Annotated in this window: 19 protein-coding genes; 8 read left to right on the forward strand and 11 right to left on the reverse strand. The window is 29.1% G+C overall.

What is annotated here, in order from left to right:
• The first annotated feature begins 2 nt into the window (after positions 1-2).
• Positions 3-2765 (forward strand): DEAD/DEAH box helicase, encoded by a 2763-nt coding sequence (locus tag DS884_RS08105; protein WP_113786410.1) that lies wholly within the window; start codon positions 3-5, stop codon positions 2763-2765.
• Positions 2731-3636, forward strand: a complete 906-nt coding sequence (locus DS884_RS08110) for a 2OG-Fe dioxygenase family protein (protein WP_113786411.1) — start codon at positions 2731-2733, stop codon at positions 3634-3636. The genes DS884_RS08105 and DS884_RS08110 overlap by 35 nt, the downstream gene beginning before the upstream one ends.
• A 57-nt stretch (positions 3637-3693) precedes the next feature.
• Here the strand turns inward: DS884_RS08110 and DS884_RS08115 are convergent, their stop codons facing one another.
• The 10 genes from DS884_RS08115 to DS884_RS18795 all read right to left on the reverse strand — a co-directional run bounded on the left by DS884_RS08115 (position 3694) and on the right by DS884_RS18795 (position 12325).
• Positions 3694-5145 (reverse strand): FAD-dependent oxidoreductase, encoded by a 1452-nt coding sequence (locus DS884_RS08115; protein ID WP_113786412.1) that lies wholly within the window; start codon positions 5143-5145, stop codon positions 3694-3696.
• A 211-nt stretch (positions 5146-5356) separates the two neighbouring features.
• A complete protein-coding gene (locus tag DS884_RS08120; protein ID WP_113786413.1) occupies positions 5357-5842 on the reverse strand; it encodes a hypothetical protein in 486 nt (161 codons plus the stop codon).
• A gap of 151 nt (positions 5843-5993) precedes the next feature.
• Positions 5994-6962 carry an arsenosugar biosynthesis arsenite methyltransferase ArsM gene (gene arsM / locus DS884_RS08125; RefSeq protein ID WP_113786414.1) on the reverse strand — a complete coding sequence of 323 codons (969 nt, stop codon included), beginning with the start codon at positions 6960-6962 and terminating at the stop codon, positions 5994-5996.
• The gene (locus tag DS884_RS08130; RefSeq protein ID WP_093869366.1) at positions 6959-7390 is read right to left on the reverse strand and encodes a DoxX family protein; all 432 of its coding nucleotides are present in this window, start codon (positions 7388-7390) and stop codon (positions 6959-6961) included. The genes arsM and DS884_RS08130 overlap by 4 nt, the downstream gene beginning before the upstream one ends.
• Positions 7390-8208: a purine-nucleoside phosphorylase gene (locus DS884_RS08135; RefSeq protein WP_093869365.1), complete on the reverse strand. Its 819-nt coding sequence runs from the start codon at positions 8206-8208 to the stop codon at positions 7390-7392. Before DS884_RS08135 ends, DS884_RS08130 begins: the two co-directional genes overlap by 1 nt.
• The gene (locus DS884_RS08140) at positions 8186-8824 is read right to left on the reverse strand and encodes a TIGR04282 family arsenosugar biosynthesis glycosyltransferase (RefSeq protein WP_093869364.1); all 639 of its coding nucleotides are present in this window, start codon (positions 8822-8824) and stop codon (positions 8186-8188) included. The genes DS884_RS08135 and DS884_RS08140 overlap by 23 nt, the downstream gene beginning before the upstream one ends.
• Before the next feature lie 53 nt (positions 8825-8877).
• Complete coding sequence (locus tag DS884_RS08145) at positions 8878-9759, reverse strand: sterol desaturase family protein (RefSeq protein ID WP_113786415.1); 882 nt, start codon at positions 9757-9759, stop codon at positions 8878-8880.
• Between the two features lie 60 nt (positions 9760-9819).
• On the reverse strand, positions 9820-10815 hold the full coding sequence (locus tag DS884_RS08150) for an inorganic phosphate transporter (protein WP_113786416.1): 996 nt from the start codon (positions 10813-10815) through the stop codon (positions 9820-9822).
• Between the two features lie 110 nt (positions 10816-10925).
• Entirely contained in the window at positions 10926-11672 is a 747-nt protein-coding gene (locus DS884_RS08155; protein WP_093869361.1) for a uroporphyrinogen-III synthase, read from the reverse strand.
• 11 nt (positions 11673-11683) lie between these two features.
• Positions 11684-12325, reverse strand: a complete 642-nt coding sequence (locus tag DS884_RS18795) for a DUF4271 domain-containing protein (RefSeq protein ID WP_158530829.1) — start codon at positions 12323-12325, stop codon at positions 11684-11686.
• Positions 12326-12403: 78 nt separating this feature from the next.
• On the opposite strand from DS884_RS18795, the gene DS884_RS08165 reads away from it, so the two are divergent.
• From DS884_RS08165 to DS884_RS08175, 3 genes are read left to right on the forward strand one after another with little or no spacing between them, the layout of a single operon-like run.
• Positions 12404-13126, forward strand: a complete 723-nt coding sequence (locus tag DS884_RS08165; RefSeq protein WP_113786418.1) for a polyprenol monophosphomannose synthase — start codon at positions 12404-12406, stop codon at positions 13124-13126.
• Position 13127: 1 nt separating this feature from the next.
• Entirely contained in the window at positions 13128-14462 is a 1335-nt protein-coding gene (locus DS884_RS08170; protein ID WP_113786419.1) for a dihydroorotase, read from the forward strand.
• Positions 14462-14926, forward strand: coding sequence for a DUF4296 domain-containing protein (locus tag DS884_RS08175; protein ID WP_113786420.1), 465 nt, complete (start codon positions 14462-14464; stop codon positions 14924-14926). The genes DS884_RS08170 and DS884_RS08175 overlap by 1 nt, the downstream gene beginning before the upstream one ends.
• Here DS884_RS08175 and DS884_RS08180 read toward each other — a convergent pair.
• Positions 14917-15918 (reverse strand): SDR family oxidoreductase, encoded by a 1002-nt coding sequence (locus DS884_RS08180; RefSeq protein ID WP_113786421.1) that lies wholly within the window; start codon positions 15916-15918, stop codon positions 14917-14919. The two genes, DS884_RS08175 and DS884_RS08180, sit on opposite strands and share 10 nt — an antisense overlap.
• 197 nt (positions 15919-16115) lie before the next feature.
• On the opposite strand from DS884_RS08180, the gene tyrS reads away from it, so the two are divergent.
• From tyrS to DS884_RS08195, 3 genes are all read left to right on the forward strand, one after another.
• Positions 16116-17420 carry a tyrosine--tRNA ligase gene (tyrS, locus tag DS884_RS08185; RefSeq protein WP_113786422.1) on the forward strand — a complete coding sequence of 435 codons (1305 nt, stop codon included), beginning with the start codon at positions 16116-16118 and terminating at the stop codon, positions 17418-17420.
• Between the two features lie 463 nt (positions 17421-17883).
• Positions 17884-18201, forward strand: a complete 318-nt coding sequence (locus tag DS884_RS08190; protein ID WP_143032754.1) for a hypothetical protein — start codon at positions 17884-17886, stop codon at positions 18199-18201.
• A 182-nt stretch (positions 18202-18383) separates the two neighbouring features.
• The gene (locus DS884_RS08195; protein WP_113786423.1) at positions 18384-19178 is read left to right on the forward strand and encodes an MbnP family protein; all 795 of its coding nucleotides are present in this window, start codon (positions 18384-18386) and stop codon (positions 19176-19178) included.
• Positions 19179-19234 lie beyond the last annotated feature (56 nt).

Below are 19234 nucleotides of genomic sequence, written 5' to 3' on the forward strand. Positions count from 1 at the left end.
ACATGATGCATATTGAAAAGGTAATTTCATATTATCAAAATTGCTACAAACAAGAATTTAGAGAGAATGATGTATTAAGTTTTTTTGGAAGTGCTGTTGATAAACGATTATTCTTTCAAAATATAAATCATCTTTTTAGAGAAGAAGAAAGTACATTACTTGATTTTGATTTAGGAGAAGAGTTGTATAGGTATCTTGAAATTCACAAAAAAAATAAAACACTTATTACTAATAGTTTTTTTATTACTGGAAAACTTAATTTCTTAGGTAAAAAAAGAACTATTTGTGCACCATTAATTGTTACCCCTGTAGAGCTGAAAATTAATAGTGATGGAGTTTATTTTTTTGATTATAAATTTGAAGAAAATAGGTTAAATGAAGCTTTAGTTAATGTTTTAAAACAAAACTTTAGTATCGATGAAGCTTTTATTTTAATGCTAAAATCATTGGTAACTAAGCATAGTTTAGATAAAAAAAATAGTATTGATTTAGCTAATAAGTTAAAAGAGATTATTCCTATAAATACTGATGAACTAAATAAGCTTCCTGTACTTACTACTGATGTTTCTTTAAAAAAAGCACAAAAAGTTGCATCATTAGAAATACATAATTCAGTAGCCTTAGGAATTGTAGATAAAACAAAATCAAGCAGAGATGTTTTGTTTGAAATTGATAGAATAAAAGAGGATCATTTATATAATGATGCTTTAGAAGCCTTATTTTCTAGAAATAGAAATTCAGTTTATGATGTTCCTAAAAAGAATAAAAAAGAAACAATTTATGTGCCTTCTAATTTGAGTGTAGCTCAAAAAGAAATTGTTCATGAAGTAAAGTCTGGATCTCCATTTACAGTTGTCGTAGGCCCTCCTGGGACTGGGAAATCGTATACTATAGCTTCGTTGGCTATAGATATGGTTTACAATAATAAGAGTGTGTTAATTTGTGCTAAATCTGATCAAGCTGTAGATGTTGTAAATGAGAAAATTGTAAACGATTTAGGAATTAAAGGTTTAACAGTAAGAATTGGTAAAGGTAGAGGCTATAATTCTAGGTTAAGAAAAAAATTAGAATCAATTTTAAATTTTTCTACTCGTCAAAATATTAATGAAAAAACTATTTCTTTTTATGAAAAAGAACTGGTAGTAGTAGAAGAAAAAATTAAAGAAATTGAAGAAGAAATTACAAGAAGAGAAATAAAAGAAATAGAAAATGCGCAACTATTTTTGGACTATAATCCTTCATTTTTTAAAAGAATAAAGAAAACCTACGTTTCTAAAAAAATATTAAAAGAAGTTCCATTTTGGCAACTTGTTGAGCTTTTAAATAATTACATACAGAAAAAAAATAGTACAATAAAAAAGATTGTAACCTATTCTATGTCTTATAAAAATCAACAATCTATTAATTATAATAGACAAATGTTTAAAGACTTGTTGCAATTAACAAAATCTACTGATCCAGAAGTTAAAGAACAACTATTTGAATCTATCAGTTTTAAATACCTATTAGAATGTTTGCCAATTTGGATTTCTAAAAGTACAGATATTAGTAATACCCTACCTTTAGAAAACGATATTTTCGATGTTGTAATTATTGATGAGGCTTCTCAAAGTGATATTGCTACTATGATTCCTGTTATTGCTAGGGCAAAAAAAGTAGTGGTAGTTGGAGATCCAAAACAATTAAAACATGTTTCTTTTCTGTCATCATCATCAATGGAAAATGTAGCACTTGATTTAGGTTTAGTTCATGATATTGATGTGTTTAATTATAGAAAAAATAGCTTTCTTGATTATGTTATTCAACGTGTAAATACACAGGCTAATATTCATTTTTTAGATGAACATTATAGAAGTGTACCTAGTATTATAGATTATAGCAATGACAAATTTTATGATGGGAAACTAAAAGTGATGTCTGATATAAAAATACATCAGACTAAAACGGCTGTACATTGGCATTATGTAAAAGGTATAAAAGATAAAAAAGGATTTAATATTGAAGAAGCTTCACAACTATTAAAAGATATAGAGATAATTATAGAAGAAGAAAGAGAACTTCAAAGTACCATTTGTACTAGTATAGGAATCCTATCACCTTTTAGAGATCAGGTAAATTATTTAAAAAAGAAATTAGAAGAGTTTGACATAAGTACAATTAAAAAACATAAAATAAGTGTAGGAACTCCATTTGATTTTCAAGGAGAAGAAAGAGATGTTATGTTTATTTCTTTTGCAATAGATGATAACACAAGTAATATGGTTTTTCAATACTTAAATAGAGAAGATGTATTTAATGTAAGTATCACTAGAGCAAAATCAAAGCAAAATTTATACTATTCTTTTTCACCTAAAAGCTTTAGTAATACTAATTTATTAATTGATTATTATTCAAGGTCAAATCAAAATGTATCTACTAGAAATGAAGATTTTTTTATAGATGATTTTGCTGAAGAAGTATTTAAAGAGTTAATGCATATAGGAATTAGTAAAAAAGAGGTATTATTTCATCATGCTGTTGCTGGGTACTTTTTTGATATTGTTCTACCGTATAATAATAAAACAGTTTGTGTAGATTTAATAGGTTACCCTGGAGAAATGGAAAGATCTTTTTCAATAGAACAGTATAAAACATTGTTTAGAATTCGTACGCAAATAATAACAATACCATATGCTTATTGGTTGTTAAATAAAAAAGCATGTGTTGATTATATATTAAAGAAACTAGGAAATGGTTACCGAAAAAAACATATCGACAGAAATTAATAGAGAAATTAAATCTCCTATTCGCATAGGAAGTTTAACAGAGTTACAAATTAATAGAGAAGCGTTTCTAAGCTATTTTCAGCCGTTGTTTGAAAACTTAGAAAACGATGAGCATTTGGTGAAAGAAAATCAAATAACGTTTCTAAAAAACAACTTTTCTGAAGACATTAATTCTATAAGTAGTATTCATAAACTTTATTTTGAAAAACAAGTTGGTGTAGAGGTTTTAGATTCTTGGGTTTCTAGATTAACTATTAAACAAAAAGAACAATTTTTACAAATTTCTACAGTAACAAGACAGCGAAACATTTCAACGTTTACTATTGAAAAAATTAAAGAGGAATATCAAATTCAACGAATTCTGGCAGATAGCTTTGAACAAAAGGTAAATGATTTTAGAAGTTGGAAGCGAGAGTTTAAACAAGCAACAGAACAAGCTGTTGAAAATGAATTGTTTTATCAGTTACTTCAAAAGGCGTTTGAATTAGTAGCTAGTATCCACCCTGAAATTTATAAGCTAAAAATTACCAGTCATTTTATGAGAACCCTAACAAAAGGAGAAGTGAAAGGCGAGAATTCTCCAGAAGGGATGCATGAAGATGGAGCGCAATATATTATTTCAGCATTGGTTGTAAATAGAAAAAATATACTTGGAGGAGAAACTCAAATATTTGAGAAAAAAGATGAGGTAAGAGAACTGATTTTTAATAAAGAATTAGAATTGGGAGAATTTGCTTTTCAGGCTGACACTGGTGAAGAAAAAACTTTTGGTAATGATTTGTGGCATTATGTAACACCTATTCAGCCAGTAGACATGACTGAACAAGGTATTAGAGATATTATTGGATTTGATATTGAAATTATAAAATGATGGGTTGTTTTTTAATACGTTCATTAAACTAAAAAAACACAAATTTTCTAATAATCATTATTGCGCTTTTTTTTCTTTTAAAAAGCTTCCCCTTGTTTTATTCCCTTTTTGAAGTACAATATCTGAATGTAAAAAGGACGCGGCGGCGGCAGAACCTTTTACTTTTGAAGCGCTACGTGTTAACATTTCAAGTTCAAAGGCAGTTAATACACTTTTTCGTATTCCAATTTCTTTCCATTTAGATAAAGGACCACAATTTTTAAATATTTTTCGAGCTAACGATAACGCATCTAATAATGCTTGATTTGCTCCCTGACCTTTAAACGGACTCATAGGGTGTGCCGCGTCTCCAATAAGTGTTATTTGTTTTCCTTTTTCTAATAAATCAGGAGTAAGTAATTCTCTATCGTAAACAGGATAACCAGAAATTTTTGATTCGTGAGTTGTTGCTAAAATTTGAGGAATTGGGTGATGCCATTGCGTTCTACGACATGCTTCTTCTTTAAGAGCCTGCCTACCTTCTTTACTTAATTTTATAGCATCTTTTTCAGTCATAGGAAAACTAAGTTGCCACATTATAGTGTCTTTATCATAAGGCATCATATAAATTCGTTCAATACCATTTGCTGTTTGAAATACGGTAGATGAATCTAATAATGGGCTATTAAGGTTTTCTATATCTTTTAAAGGACAAATGCCTAATATTACAATACAGCCTAAGTAACGTAAAGGTGTTGTCTTTTCGCCAATTAATATTTTTCGCATTGTACTGCGAATACCATCAGCTCCTACTACAAGGTCAGTTGTTACATTTTTTACTTCACCATTTACGTTAAAATTAAGTTGAATACCATTGTTTTCAGATTCTTTAAAATCTATTAATTGATGGTTCCAGTGTACGGCATTATAGCTATTAAGTTGTTCAAGTAACTCTAAACGTAAAGATTGTCGAGATATATGTACGTTTGTACGTTTAGTGTTCTTTTTTGTGTCGGTTGCTAACCATTTTTTAGCACCCCATTCTCCAATAATTTCTCCATTTGTTTTGTGTACAACATGTTTTGTAGAAACAAGTCCCTTTTTTAGTGAAGTAATACCAAAACCTTGAATAGCTTTACTGGCTTGTTGCAATGTTAATCCATAACCTTGCGACCTTGTATCAAAACTACTATCTCTCTCATAAAGCGTAAAAGGTATTTTACGATGTAAACAAGCAACAGCTAAGGCAACACCACCTATTCCACCACCAATAATAGCAATGTGTGGATAACTTTCTGTATCAGCAATAGGACGATTAGCAGCAGAGGTTAATCCAGAACCTGTACAATTGGCACATAAAGAAATCCCATTTCTAGGAGGAGAAGGAGCTGTTGTTTCTTCTTTTGATTTTTCGTGTTTTTCTAGAGCTTTTTGGTAACGTAGTTTAGTTTTTTCACTGATTTTTAGTTTTTTTCTACCTTCACCTTTGCATTCTTTACAAACAGACCAATAAGTCTTTTTACTTTCCATTCTTCAGTTAAATTAAAGATATACTTTTCTCAGTGTTTTCATTTGGGTATAAAACAAATTTGATATAGGATTGCAAAATGTTTTCGCTAACGTATTTGTGTATGGTTAGTTGCATAATTTTAGCGTAAAAATACTTGAAGTTAATTGTCTGCGAGATTTTTCCGAAGGAATAAATCCTTAAGTTATGAATTATACACGTTGTTGTAAAATGTTACCATTTAATTAATGATTCAACAATTTTATTTTGATTTATTAATTTTTCATTATTTAAAAAAATCAATCCTGGATTCCACATATTTGAGATTCCTAAAACTCCATTTTTTTTATTAAATAATATTAGATTATTATGACTTTTTGTTTCTTTTTCAGTGTATAAATCAAAGGCTGTTTTAGATATTTTTTCATTCAGGTACTTTTCTTTTTTTATAATTATAAACTCTTCAGAAAACCATTTAAGAGTGTTAGACTTTGGGAAATATTTAATTGAGAAATCTTTTTCCGAATTATTCAGATTTTTATAAGTATAAATTATAGAATCACTATTTTTCTCAATTTTATAATTATAATTTTCAACTCGTTTCAAACTATCAATTCCTCTTATGTATAATTTTGTTTCTCCAGTTAAAACAGTTTCTTTTTTAGAACAGCTAAAAACTAGAAGTAAAGAAATTAATATTCCAAATAAGCTTTTCTTCATAATATTTTACAACTTTATGATATGTCGAGTTTTAATTCGTTATATCAGGAGTTAGCGAAGTTATTAGAAAACAATTTAAGAATCAAGTTAAATTTGTTCAAGAAAAACCCTCACAAAATGCGAGGGTTTATTACTTTTTTAAATTTTATTCTTAACAACATCCACCACCATCGTAATGGTAAGTTGATTCTGAGAAAAATATATCATCTCTGCCTAAAGCTTTTAAAGCCGCAGCAGTTTTATCGCAAATAGCTAATGGTTGATTTTTTAATAAAGTGTGCCCTAAGCCATCATCAAAGAAATCTTCATCACCAAAATAGATCGCAGCTTTACCTGTAAAAACACAAGGCCCATCTTCTGGCATTGGATCTTTAATAGCAGCAACTTCAATAGATTCTATGTAAATTAGTTCGTCTGTTGGATAGTTTTTAGGATCTAGAATTCTATACGGTTTTCTGGCTCTAATTTCTATAGTGCCAAAACCAGCATCTGTCAATGCTTTTACATAATCAGCAATTGATAAACTTCCGCTTAAACATAAAGCACGTAAACGCTCGTCATTTCGTAATTCGTCATTCATAGGCTGTTCACAAGTAGGATCACTCATTACTAAACGTCCATGAGGCTTTAATACTCTATGCATTTCAGCAATAGCCTTTTTTAAATCGTCTGATTTAAAAATATTAAACAAGCAGTTTTGTGCAGCTACATCTATAGAATTATCTTCAACAGGAAGGTTCATCGCATCCCCTTTTCGTAAATCAACAAAATCACTTTTAAACCAAGGATTCATTTCTTCAGCTTCTACAAAATTTTTACGAGAAGCTTCTAACATTTCATCTACAACATCTAGTCCTATAACTCCACCTTTTGAACGATTGAAATAAGCAAATTGTAATAATTCCATACCTCCACCAACACCAACATATAGCATTTTAGGGTTGTTAGTTAAGTCACGAGCATGAACAGTAGAACCACAACCGTAGTTCATTTCTTGCATGATTCGTGGAATTTTTAATCCAGGTAATTCCCAGATAGGATTAGTAGTACAACATAAACCAACATCAGGTGTTAGCGCTGCTTCTTTATATACATTATGTGTGGTTTCTAAATAACTCATCTTTGTTTTTTTGATTTGTAATTGATGTAATAATTATCAATTGAAAATATATCTAAATTCTTGGGTAATAGTAATAAACTTATTAATAAAATAGCTCTATACATTACATGTGATAAATCCCAAATAGGATTTTTTAGACCATGACCAATAGTAACAATAACTAAAACTGATGCTAAAACATATAAAGTATAATCTCTTTTAAAACCGATAATTAATAAAAAACCTCCAATTAATTCTACTAAAGATGTATAATAAGAAGTAAATAATAATAAAAAATCAGGTAATAATTCTGAATAACTTGCTTGAAAGAAGTTTTTGTAAACGTTATCTAAACCAAACGTAAAGACTTTTCCAAAACCTTGAAAAAAAAGAATAAATCCTAATAACAATCGAATTGTTAAGACCGCTATTTGTTGATTTCTAATCATTATAATTGTTGTATCAATTCTTTAAATAATGTTATCATTTTTGGCTCTGCTTTTCCTGCTACTTCAATAATTTCTTGAATATTAACAGGTTGAAGGTTTTTTGGGTCGCATTCATCAGTTAAAACAGAGATAGCTATACAAGGCAATTGTAAGTGTTTGGCTACTATTACTTCGGGTACGGTACTCATACCTACAGCATCAACTTCTAAAATTTGTAACATTCTATATTCTGCTCTAGTTTCTAATTGCGGACCAACAACACTAGCATACACACCTTCTTTCAAATCTATGTCGTTTGTTTTGGCAATAGCTTTCATTTTGGTGTTTAATTTTTTTGAATATGGCTCAAGCATATCAGCAAATAAATCACCAAATTCTCCTGCACCTTTAAATGCTAAAGGTGAACCTCCTTGTAAATTTAAATGATCATCAATAAGCATTAAATCACCTTTTTTGAAGTTTAAGTTGATAGCTCCTGCAGCATTTGAAACTAATAAGGTTTTGATTCCTAATTGTTGCATGGTACGTATTCCGTAGGTAACTTCCCAAAGATTATAACCTTCATATAGATGAAAACGACCAGACATAACGACTACTTTTTTCTCAGATAGTACTCCGTAAATAAGTTTTCCAGAATGAAATTCAACAGTTGCCTGAGGAAAATGAGGAATTTCAGAATATGGAATTTCTTGTTCAATGGCTATTTCATCTACTAGTTTACCTAAACCAGTTCCTAAAACAATTCCTATTTCTGGGTTTGTAATTCCTTTATTTTGAAGATACTCTTTAGTCTCTTTAAGTTGTTGTTGTTTCGTCATTTTTAGTTAGCTTTTGAATATGGATATTGTTCTTGTAAAAATCAGATTTTAATAAATCTTCAATAGTATCAATATCGTTTAATTCCTGTAAAAAGGAAATTTTTTCTTGGGTTGTTTTTAATTCCTGTAAAGTTACTTTTAATAAGTTAGATTGGCTCCATGGTTTATTATCAAAAATAGTATTAATCATTTTTGATAAGCCTAATAAATAGTACCCGCCATCTTCGGCCGGACCAAAAACAATCTCATTTTTTTGTAAGTTTTCATATCCCTTGGTAATTACTTCTGATGAAATATCAGGTAAATCTGATCCAATTAAAATGATGTTTTCATAGCCTTCTTCAAAGCCTTCAAGAAAAGCATTCTTCATTCGTTCGCCTAAATCAATACCTTTTTGAATTTTTTTAGTATGATTTTGCCATTTCGAATCAATAATAGTATCAGAAAAGTAAATACGTTTATCAATGGTCAGTTTTTCTGTTACATCTTCAGTAATTTTTACAAGCTCTTTATATATTTCAAAGGCATTTTCATTACCAATAGTTTTTGCTAGTCTAGTTTTGACCTTTCCTAGCTTAATGTTCTTTACAAAAATTATTAAAAGATTTTTACTCATATTCAGTTTTTAATCGATTTTTTCTTTGAATACTTACAAGGAAAAAGAAGTGTTTATTTTTTTAACGGGTATAATTCTTGGCTAATAAAATCTTTAGGAAATGTATCATCACCTTCAAAGCCAATTTCAATATCTCTTCCGTTATGAGGTATGTAGTTAGTTTTAAATAAGTAGTCCCATATGCTTAAGGTAATTCCAAAATTAACTCCTTTTTTTCTTTCTTTAGGAAGTTCTTTAGCATGATGCCATATGTGCATTTTAGGATTATTTAGTATATACTTTAAAAAACCATAATCCCAATTAATGTTAGCATGATTTAAATGACCTATAGTAATGTTAAAAAAATGAATGATAGCTACATCTTTAGCGGTAAACCCTCCCATTATAGCAAGTGGGATGTACTTCATAGAGTTATAAACAACAGGTTCCATCCAGTGATAGCGTAAGTGCGCCGCAAACCCCATTTCTTTTACAGAATGATGTACTTTATGGAAGTTCCATAAAAATTCATACTTATGTAATAAGGTGTGCGTAAACCATTGGATGAAATCAATAATTATAAAGAATATAAAAAGCCTTAATATGTAGTGGAGACTATTAATTTCAAATAACTGAAAACTAGATACAGATAGATTAAATATGCTTAAAAAATCATTTAGTAATTGCTCAGAGGTGTTGGATAGAGCAATTAAAACAATCAAGTTTAATATGAAAAAATTAAAAAACATGTAAAAAATATCTAGCCAAAAATCTTTTCTGAATATGGGTTGTTTTTTTCTCCAAGGAAATATTAGTTCCAGTCCCCAAACAACAAATGATATTAGAATCAACCCATAAAAATAATTCTCCCAATTTAATTCAAAGAGTACAGATTGTTTTAAGTAATTCCAATATCCTGTATAAGAATTTTTGATAATTTCCAGGTATTTATTCATAAATAGTATTTACATTATTTCAAAAATAACTAATTGTTTCAATTAAATTTGTATCAGAAGTTACATTAATAATTCTAATGTTTTAAAAACAATTGCGCTCATAATTGCAGCTATAGGAAGGGTAAGTACCCAAGATAATATTATTTTTCCAATTGTTTTATAGTTAGCTTTTTTAGTTACTATACCGATACCAAATAGAGAGCCAACAGAAACATGGGTGGTTGATACGGGTAATCCATGTATACTGGCAGTTGTAACTAATAAACCAGTAATCATATTTGCAGTAAAACCTTGACCAGAATTCATTTTTGTAATTTTTTCACTCATTGTTTCACCAACTTTTTTAGCATTTATTAAACCACCCAAAGCCATAATTACAGCAATAAAAATCATACTCCATTTGATGTCTATTGTTTTAATGATAATTAATAAACCAACTATTTTAGGAGTATCATTCAATCCTCTAGAAAAACTTACAATTCCAGAACTTAAATAATGTAATCCGTCTAAAATCTTAGGAGAAGATACACCAATTAGAGTTGGTTTTTTTGTGTTTAAACTTGGAATTTGTTTTCTTATATACTTAAATACTAAGTAAGCGATTAAACTTAAAGTTGTAGCAACTAATGGGCTTACTATAAGTGGCATTAAAAAGGTATTGCCTAGCTTCCCAAAATTAAATTGTGAACCAACTGCCATCACTCCGGTTCCAAAAAGAGCACCCACTAAACTATGTGTAGTAGAAATTGGCATTCCTATTTTTGTAGCTGTAAAAACTGTAATTGCAGCTCCTAATGCAATTGAAATAGCAAAAGTAGGAGATTGTATTAGTTCATTAGGAACTAACCCTTTTCCTGAAAAGTTTTTAACTAATTCTTTGGCTAGAAAAATAGCAGTAACTGAACCGGCAAAGGTTGTTAAAGTTGCCCAATTAATAGCTTTTTTATAATCAGTTATGCCAGCTCCAAATAATGTGGCAACACCTTTAAAATTATCATTTGCACCATTTGTATATGCTAAAAAACAAGCAGAAATAAAAAGAAGAATTAGTATCATAAAAATATTTTGTGTTACAATTCTGACGAAGTATTTATGTGAAACTTACGAACAAGAAAAACCCCATCAAAATTAATTCTGATGGGGTTTAAATATTTTAAAATAAAAAATTACTTTTTATTTACTTCTTTAATATATTTATCTAAAGCCATTGTCATTGATGGAGTTTCTGGAGTTGGTGCAGAAATATCTACACGCAAACCTCTTTTTTCGACAGCTTTAATAGTTGAATTTCCAAACACAGCAATTCGAGTATCGTTTTGTTTAAAGTTTGGGAAATTTTTAAATAAGCTATCAATACCAGAAGGGCTAAAGAATACTAATACATCATAAAAAACATTTTCCAAATCCGTTAAATCACTTACTACTGTTCTGTATAAATCAGCGCGTTTCCAATCAACTCCTAACTTATCTAATTCAGCTGGAATTAATGCTTTTAACTTATCAGAAGAAGGTAATAAAAACTTTTCATCTTTATGCTTCTTAATTAATTTTGTTAACTCAGGAAAAGTTCTGTTACCAACATAAATTTTACGTTTTCTGTAAACTACATATTTTTGTAGGTAATAAGCAACAGCTTCTGATTGACAGAAATATTTCATATCATCAGGAACCGTAAAACGCATCTCTTCTGCTATTCTGAAGAAATTATCAACAGCATTTCTGCTTGTTAAAATAATAGCGGTATAGTTATTTAAATCTATTTTTTGAGCCCTTACCTCTTTTACCGGAATACCTTCAACATGAATAAACGAGCGAAAGTCAATTTTGACTTTTTGTTTTTCTGCCAAATCAAAGTATGGAGAAGTTTCAGTTTTTGGTGCTGGTTGAGATACTAAAATAGTTTTCACTTTCATAAATTTTCTCTTTACGTAGTTGTTGTTTTATAAAGAATCAATAGCGGTGCTATTTCAAGGGTGCAAAAATACAAAATAAAATAAAACAACTTACCTATAACTATGTTTTTATTGTTGGTTATTATTAAAAAGGCTCTGAAAATAAGTAATGTAATTAGTCCAGTAAGTAAAAAATAGCTACTGTGTAAACTATATTTATAGAGTATAATTAAAGGTAAAATCCATAAACCTACAGTAAATAAATAACCATATTTAACATGCAAAAAATAATTAATGTTGCCTTTTATAGCCAAGATGCTAGCAATCATGTTTTCTATAAAATACTTAATAAGTAAATAACAAAATACAGAAGCCAATATAATTAGAAATGTTATGAAATTATTTTTGTTAGTTGTTGATGGTTGTATTATTAAGTAAAAAACTAAAGAAATAGAAATTGAACTATAGCAAAACAAAATAAATTTAAAAGGCGAGAAAAGATACATATTCTCTTCAGCTTTTTTCTGAAAGAAACCAGGTGTAAAAAAAGCCAATGTATACCCCAACAAATAATTTGGTTTTATAAGTTTAAGTATAGCAAGTAATACGATAGTAAAAAGAATTACTAAGGTAAACCAACTATCAGAGTTATTAATAAGTTCTATTGCTTGCAAAATTGGTGTTTTGAGCTCTTAATTAACACAAAATTAGTGATAAATTAGTGTATATTTGCCCTTATTTAGATGAAAATTATGAGGTCAGACACCATAGTCATTATTCCTACATACAATGAAAAAGAAAATATTGAAGCAATTATAAGAGCTACATTTGATCAAGAAAAGGCTTTTGATGTTTTAGTAGTTGATGATAATTCTCCTGATGGAACAGCTTCAATTGTTGAAGAATTACAAAAAGAATTTGTTGATAGATTATATATAGAAAACAGAAAAGAAAAGAATGGCTTAGGAACTGCTTATATTCATGGATTTAAGTGGTCTTTAAATAAAGGGTATGACTATATTATTGAAATGGACGCTGATTTTTCTCATAATCCTAAAGATTTAATAAGGTTGTATAATGCATGTGCAATTGAGGGAGGAGACGTTTCAGTAGGGTCAAGATATTCTGTAGGAGTTAATGTTGTTAATTGGCCAATGAATAGGGTATTATTGTCATACTTTGCTTCTAAATATGTTCGTTTTATAACGGGAATACCAGTACACGATACTACTGCAGGATTTGTTTGTTGGCAGCGAAATGTTTTAGAAACAATACAATTAGATAAAGTTAAATTTGTTGGATATGCTTTTCAAATAGAAATGAAATATAAAGCATGGAAGCATAAATTTAAAATAAAAGAAGTATCAGTAATTTTTACTGATAGAACTCGAGGAGAATCCAAAATGAGTGGAGGTATAGTATACGAAGCGCTTTTTGGAGTTATAAAAATGAGACTAAACGGATTACCAAAATAATATGCAATCATATTTAATAAAAAATGCCAAAATCGTTAACGAAAACAAGGTTTTTACAGGCGATGTTTTAATTGAAGATAGATATATAAAACAAATAGCAACTAATATTGAAGCAACCACAGCAACAATTATTAATGCTGAAGGAAAGTATTTAATTCCAGGTATGATTGATGATCAGGTTCATTTTAGAGAACCAGGATTAACTCATAAAGCTAATATTGCAACAGAAAGTAAAGCAGCAATTGCTGGAGGAATTACGTCATTTATTGAAATGCCTAATACTGTTCCACAAGCAACAACTCAAGAATTACTGGAAGAGAAGTTTGAAGTAGCAAGAAAAACATCATATGCTAACTACTCTTTTATGTTTGGTGGAACTAATGATAATTTAGAAGAACTATTAAAAACTGATTCTAAAAATGTTGCAGGAATTAAGTTGTTTTTAGGTTCTTCAACAGGAAATATGTTAGTTGATAATGAAGATGTTTTAGAAAAAATATTTTCATCTACGAAGCTTTTAATTTCTGTTCATTGTGAAGATGAGGCAACTATAAGAAAAAATACAGAAGAGTATAAAGCAAAGTATGGTGATGATATTCCAGTTAAATATCATCCAATTATTCGAAGTGAAGAAGCATGTTATTTATCTTCATCAAAAGCAATAGAGTTAGCAAAGAAAACAGGAGCTCGATTACATATATTTCATTTGTCTACTGAAAAGGAAACTCATTTATTTAGAAATGATATTCCGTTAGAAGAAAAGCAAATTACAGCGGAAGTATGTGTGCACCATTTATGGTTTACAGATGCTGATTATGATGTCAAAGGAACTCATATTAAATGGAATCCAGCGGTTAAAACTCAAAAGGATAAAGATGGGTTATGGAAGGCTTTATTAGACGATAGAATAGATGTTATTGCTACAGATCATGCTCCTCATACTCTTGAAGAAAAAAATAATGTGTACACCAAAGCTCCAAGTGGAGGTCCTTTAGTACAACATGCAGTAACTGCTGTTTTAGAAAAAGTTAAAGAAGGAGTATTACCTATTGAGAAAGCAGTAGAGAAAATGTGTCATAATCCTGCTAAATTGTTTAGTGTTGAAAAAAGAGGATTTATAAAAGAAGGTTTTTTTGCTGATCTTGTTTTAGTTGATCCTGCTCAAAATTGGGAAGTTTCTAAAGAAAATATTTTATATAAATGTGGATGGTCTCCTTTTGAAGGTCAACAATTTTCAAACAAAATTACGCATACTTTTGTTAATGGAAATTTGATGTATAATGAAGGAGAATTTAATGAAGAGATTAAAGGTGAACGTCTAGTTTTTAATAGGTAATGAATAAAGTTTTATATTTTTTTATATTAATGTTTTTGGTTTCTTGTACTAGTAATACTATTTACAAGAAACCAAAAGATTTGATACCTAAAGATTCTATGGTTAATTTGCTAACCGATATGTATTTGGCATCGTCGGCAAAGAATATTAAGAATAAAAACTTGAAAAAGCTATCGAATTATATGGTAGTTGTATATGAAAAATATAAAATAGATACTGTTAGGTTTGATACAAGTAATAAATATTATACTTCAAGAATAGATGAGTATTCTGAAATGTTAAACTTAGTAAAGAAAAATATTGATAGCTTGTATGATATTTATATTATTAAACAACGAATTCAAGATTCATTAGACAGACCAAATGTTCTTAATTTAAAAGGGAAAGAAACTTCTAAAGAAATAGAAGAGGGGAAAAAATTACAAGAAAAGTTATATGAATTAGATAAAGGAAATCATAGGTAATCTTTACAAACTCCTTTAGTAACTTTAGGAATAGGTTCAAGATCAAAAGTTAAAGCGTCTTTTATTTTTTGTGATGAATAGTACGATTTATTATGAGATGATTTAGCAGAGTTCTTTGTTAGTAATGGTTCTTTTCCAGTAAGTTTCGTTACTAGCCAATCAATACGCCAAAATATTTTTGTAGCAAGCTTATTCACCTTTATTGTAGGTCCTTTTTTATCAAACCCTTTGGCTATTAAAGAGAGAACTTCTTTAAATGATTTATTTTCAGAAACTAGAATAAAACGTTCATTTTTAATATTAGATTCTGCAAGCATAATCATGATCTTAACAACATCTTTAACACCAACAAAACCAGTAATCCCTTCAGTGTAAAATTTAAACCCATTGAATACTTGAGTAAACAATTTTCCTGAGCCTTCTTTCCAAAAACCACTACCTAAAATAACACCTGGGTTTACAACAACTACCTCTACTCCTTCTTGACTTGCGCGCCAAATTTCCATTTCAGCCCCATATTTTGTGATAGCATAACCATGGTTATTACTACTATCTTGCCACTCATTTTCTTCAGTTATAATTTTATCGTTAATACTATCACCTACGGTGGCAATTGAACTAACAAAGCATATTTTTTTTATGGTGTTATCAATACAAAAATTAACAATATTTGCAGTCCCGTCAATATTAACTCTACGCATTTTTTTATAATCTTTAGGGTTAAATGATACTAATGCTGCGCAATGATACACTTGAGTTATAAGATTAGAAAAAACAATTTTTAAAGAAGGAATGTCAGTTATATCTCCCTGGATCCAATGAATCTTTTTTAATAAAGAATTAGTGTCATTTGTATAATAAGAAAATACTTTTTCTACATTCTTTATTCGTTCCTCAGTTCTATAAATAGCTAAAACCGTATCATTTTTTAGAGTTAAATGATATAGTAAGTGCGATCCTACTAAGCCTGTTCCTCCTGTAACTAAAATCATATATGATAAAATATAAACTATCAAATATAAAAAAAGCAACCTTGTTAAATAAGCTCAAAAGGGTTTTTTATATAAAATGATTTCATGTTCCTTGTTTGGTAAATATTAATTCTATGGTTAAAATTAAATTGACATAATGTGGATGATGTTAAAAAATTTCGAAACACTATATTTGTAAACCAAAAAAGATTATAATAATGACCAAGAATTTAGTTGAAGAATTACAATGGAGAGGTATGATACATGATATGATGCCTGGAACCGAAGAGCAATTGCAAAAAGAAATGACAACGGCTTATATAGGTTTTGATCCAACGTCAGACTCATTACATATTGGTAGTTTGGTTCCAATTATTTTATTGGTTCATATTGAAAAAGCTGGGCATAAACCTGTTGCTTTAGTTGGAGGCGCTACTGGAATGATTGGTGATCCATCTGGGAAATCTGATGAGCGTAATTTATTAAATGAAGAAGCACTTGCTAAAAACGTAGAGGGAATTAAAAGAACCTTAGGGCGTTTTTTAAATTTTGATAATGGCAGTGAAAACTCACCTATTTTAGTAAACAACTACGATTGGATGAAGAGTTTTTCTTTTATTGAATTTGCTAGAGATGTAGGTAAGCGTATTACTGTTAACTATATGATGGCAAAAGATTCTGTAAAGAAGCGTATCTCTGGAGAAGGTAGTGGAGGAATGAGTTTTACTGAATTTACATACCAATTAATTCAAGGGTACGATTTTTACCATTTATATAAAACCTACAACTGTAAATTACAAATGGGAGGTTCTGATCAATGGGGAAATATAACTACAGGTACTGAATTAGTACGTAGAATGAATGTTGGTGAAGATGCAAAAGCATATGCAGCTACATGTCCATTAATAACTAAAGCTGACGGATCTAAATTTGGAAAGTCTGAAGGAGGAAATGTTTGGTTAGATGCTGATAAAACTTCAGTGTATAAATTCTACCAATTTTGGTTAAACACTTCTGATGAAGATGCAGAAAAGTACATCAAAATTTTCACATTTTTAGATAAAGAAACTATTAGCTCTTTAATAGAAGAACATAAAGAAGCACCACATCAGAGAGTATTACAGAAAAAATTAGCGGAAGAGGTTACTGTTTTTGTACACTCTAAAGAAGAATTAGATAAAGCAATAGCGGCTTCAAATATATTGTTTGGAAAATCAACAGCGGAAGATTTAAAAAGTTTAGATGAGCAAACCTTCTTAGATGTATTTGATGGGGTTCCTCAAGCTTCAGTTAGTACTTCTGATATCAATGAGGGGTTAGATATGATAGGAGCTTTAGCAGCTAAAACAAATTTTTTAAAGTCAAATGGAGATGCTAGAAGAGCTTTAAAAGAAAATTCAATTTCTGTAAATAAAGAAAAAGTAAAAGAAGATTTTACAATTACAGAAAAAGATTTAATAGCTGATAAATACGTGTTATTACAAAGAGGTAAGAAAAACTATTTCTTATTAAAAGTTGAATAATTAGTTTAAGATACAGCTTTTAAATCAAAAGTTAAAGGGCATCGCTTACAGTTGATGCCTTTTTTTAGGTACTTATTGCAACATTTACCTTTTGGTTTTATGCAGTTTGATGAGCAAATAGAGTCACAGATAGTTTTCTCATTATTTAGAGATACTATAGGCGTAACTTTTTTATTATCAACGTAAAAAACAATCATATTCTTTTAATATAAAGTGCAAATATAGTAATTTATTTAGAATAAATTAAAATAGCAGTTACAAAGCATTCTTTTTCTAATAATTAGAGAATCTCATTCTTGTGAAAATCATTAATTGTTAAAAGGTTCAGGTTCTTAATAGATAAAGAAATATGTTAAATATCATATTCTTTTTAAAAAACTAAAATTATCTTTGCGCCGAATATAATCAAGGTTTGTTAAAAAAAATAAACATATACATTTTTGTTATTTTATATATGGTGGCAATGTTAAGACCAATTGCTCCATTTGTAGAGTATGTAATTAATTATGATTACATATCAAAAATATTATGTATAAATAAAGATAAACCTGAGATGAGCTGTAAAGGAAAATGTCAGCTTATGAAAAAACTTGAACAGCAGCAAGAAGATGATTTTAACTCTTTACGAATATCTATGGAAGAATATCCTATAGGATTTGTTAGTATTTTAAAGGTTAAAAGTGAAAGAGAAGGTTTCTATAAAAAAACACAACAATTTTCCTATAAAAAAGGGTACTACTACTTATTTAATAAAGAAATTTTTCATCCACCTACAGTTTAATTTTTACATACTTTTTTAACTAACTGGCTTACTTTTTTTAATAGTAGGTTAGGGTAGTTATTCACATAATTTAAACTTATTTAATACAATTCTTACAGTAAGAAGCCTCTTCTATGATCAAAGCTATTATGGAAGAGTATAACAATATGTATGTTAAAATTTGCTGTAAAAAAATATAAAAGATGAAAAAAATAATAACTTTCATAGCGCTAGCTATGGCTTTTGTTTCGTGTAGTGATGACGAAATAGGAAATGAAAAATTAGAAGGAAAAAATGAAGTAGCAATTGAATTTGATAACGGATTTTCAAATGATAAATTATTATTAGGAACTTCAACATATACTAATGGAAACGGTGAAATATTAACTATTAATTCTTTTGATTATATCGTTAGTAATTTTGTACTTATAACTGAAGAAGGCAAAGAAGTAATTTACCCGAAAGATAATAGCTATTTTATAATAAGTGAAGGAGGAAATAATAAAACTAAAAAAGTTCAAATTTCACTTAAAGATATACCTGCCGGGAGATATACCAAAATTAAGTTTGGAATAGGTGTAGATCAAGAGCGTTTTAAGCAAGGTCAAGCTGTGCAACAAGGTTTTTGGACTTTAGCTGAAGGTTATAATTTAACTTGGAGTTGGCAAGCTGGGTATAAATTTCTTGTTTTAGAAGGGAACTATAAAGAAAACACTCAAGCTACAACGTCTCCTTTTATGCTACATATAGCAAGTAGAGGAACTACGGTAGACTTATACAAGGAGGTAAGCCTACCTATGGATATTGCTATTGTAAGCAAAGAAACGTCTCCTCAATTGCATATTAAAGTTGATGCTAACAAAATGCTAGACGGAAAAACAAAGATTAAATTATCTGAGGGCTCAACTATTATGGGAGGTGATAAAGCTTCAAATATATCTGAAAATTATACAGATATGTTCATGGTGCATCATGTTCATAATGCAACTCATCATTAACATTACGTAATTCAAAAGAATGGTATTTAACACCATTCTTTTGAATTGTTATACTA

The organism is Tenacibaculum sp. E3R01 (assembly GCF_003318185.1).
GTDB lineage: Bacteria > Bacteroidota > Bacteroidia > Flavobacteriales > Flavobacteriaceae > Polaribacter > Polaribacter halocynthiae.

What these genes read in the sequence shown, in the direction of transcription:
- DS884_RS08105 (WP_113786410.1), top strand. Translation starts at nt 3, where the DNA reads ATGATGCATATTGAAAAGGTAATTTCATATTATCAAAATTGCTACAAA.
- DS884_RS08110 (WP_113786411.1), top strand. Translation starts at nt 2,731, where the DNA reads ATGGTTACCGAAAAAAACATATCGACAGAAATTAATAGAGAAATTAAA.
- DS884_RS08115 (WP_113786412.1), bottom strand. Translation starts at nt 5,145, where the DNA reads ATGGAAAGTAAAAAGACTTATTGGTCTGTTTGTAAAGAATGCAAAGGT.
- DS884_RS08120 (WP_113786413.1), bottom strand. Translation starts at nt 5,842, where the DNA reads ATGAAGAAAAGCTTATTTGGAATATTAATTTCTTTACTTCTAGTTTTT.
- arsM (WP_113786414.1), bottom strand. Translation starts at nt 6,962, where the DNA reads ATGAGTTATTTAGAAACCACACATAATGTATATAAAGAAGCAGCGCTA.
- DS884_RS08130 (WP_093869366.1), bottom strand. Translation starts at nt 7,390, where the DNA reads ATGATTAGAAATCAACAAATAGCGGTCTTAACAATTCGATTGTTATTA.
- DS884_RS08135 (WP_093869365.1), bottom strand. Translation starts at nt 8,208, where the DNA reads ATGACGAAACAACAACAACTTAAAGAGACTAAAGAGTATCTTCAAAAT.
- DS884_RS08140 (WP_093869364.1), bottom strand. Translation starts at nt 8,824, where the DNA reads ATGAGTAAAAATCTTTTAATAATTTTTGTAAAGAACATTAAGCTAGGA.
- DS884_RS08145 (WP_113786415.1), bottom strand. Translation starts at nt 9,759, where the DNA reads ATGAATAAATACCTGGAAATTATCAAAAATTCTTATACAGGATATTGG.
- DS884_RS08150 (WP_113786416.1), bottom strand. Translation starts at nt 10,815, where the DNA reads ATGATACTAATTCTTCTTTTTATTTCTGCTTGTTTTTTAGCATATACA.
- DS884_RS08155 (WP_093869361.1), bottom strand. Translation starts at nt 11,672, where the DNA reads ATGAAAGTGAAAACTATTTTAGTATCTCAACCAGCACCAAAAACTGAA.
- DS884_RS08165 (WP_113786418.1), top strand. Translation starts at nt 12,404, where the DNA reads ATGAGGTCAGACACCATAGTCATTATTCCTACATACAATGAAAAAGAA.
- DS884_RS08170 (WP_113786419.1), top strand. Translation starts at nt 13,128, where the DNA reads ATGCAATCATATTTAATAAAAAATGCCAAAATCGTTAACGAAAACAAG.
- DS884_RS08175 (WP_113786420.1), top strand. Translation starts at nt 14,462, where the DNA reads ATGAATAAAGTTTTATATTTTTTTATATTAATGTTTTTGGTTTCTTGT.
- DS884_RS08180 (WP_113786421.1), bottom strand. Translation starts at nt 15,918, where the DNA reads ATGATTTTAGTTACAGGAGGAACAGGCTTAGTAGGATCGCACTTACTA.
- tyrS (WP_113786422.1), top strand. Translation starts at nt 16,116, where the DNA reads ATGACCAAGAATTTAGTTGAAGAATTACAATGGAGAGGTATGATACAT.
- DS884_RS08190 (WP_143032754.1), top strand. Translation starts at nt 17,884, where the DNA reads ATGTTAAGACCAATTGCTCCATTTGTAGAGTATGTAATTAATTATGAT.
- DS884_RS08195 (WP_113786423.1), top strand. Translation starts at nt 18,384, where the DNA reads ATGAAAAAAATAATAACTTTCATAGCGCTAGCTATGGCTTTTGTTTCG.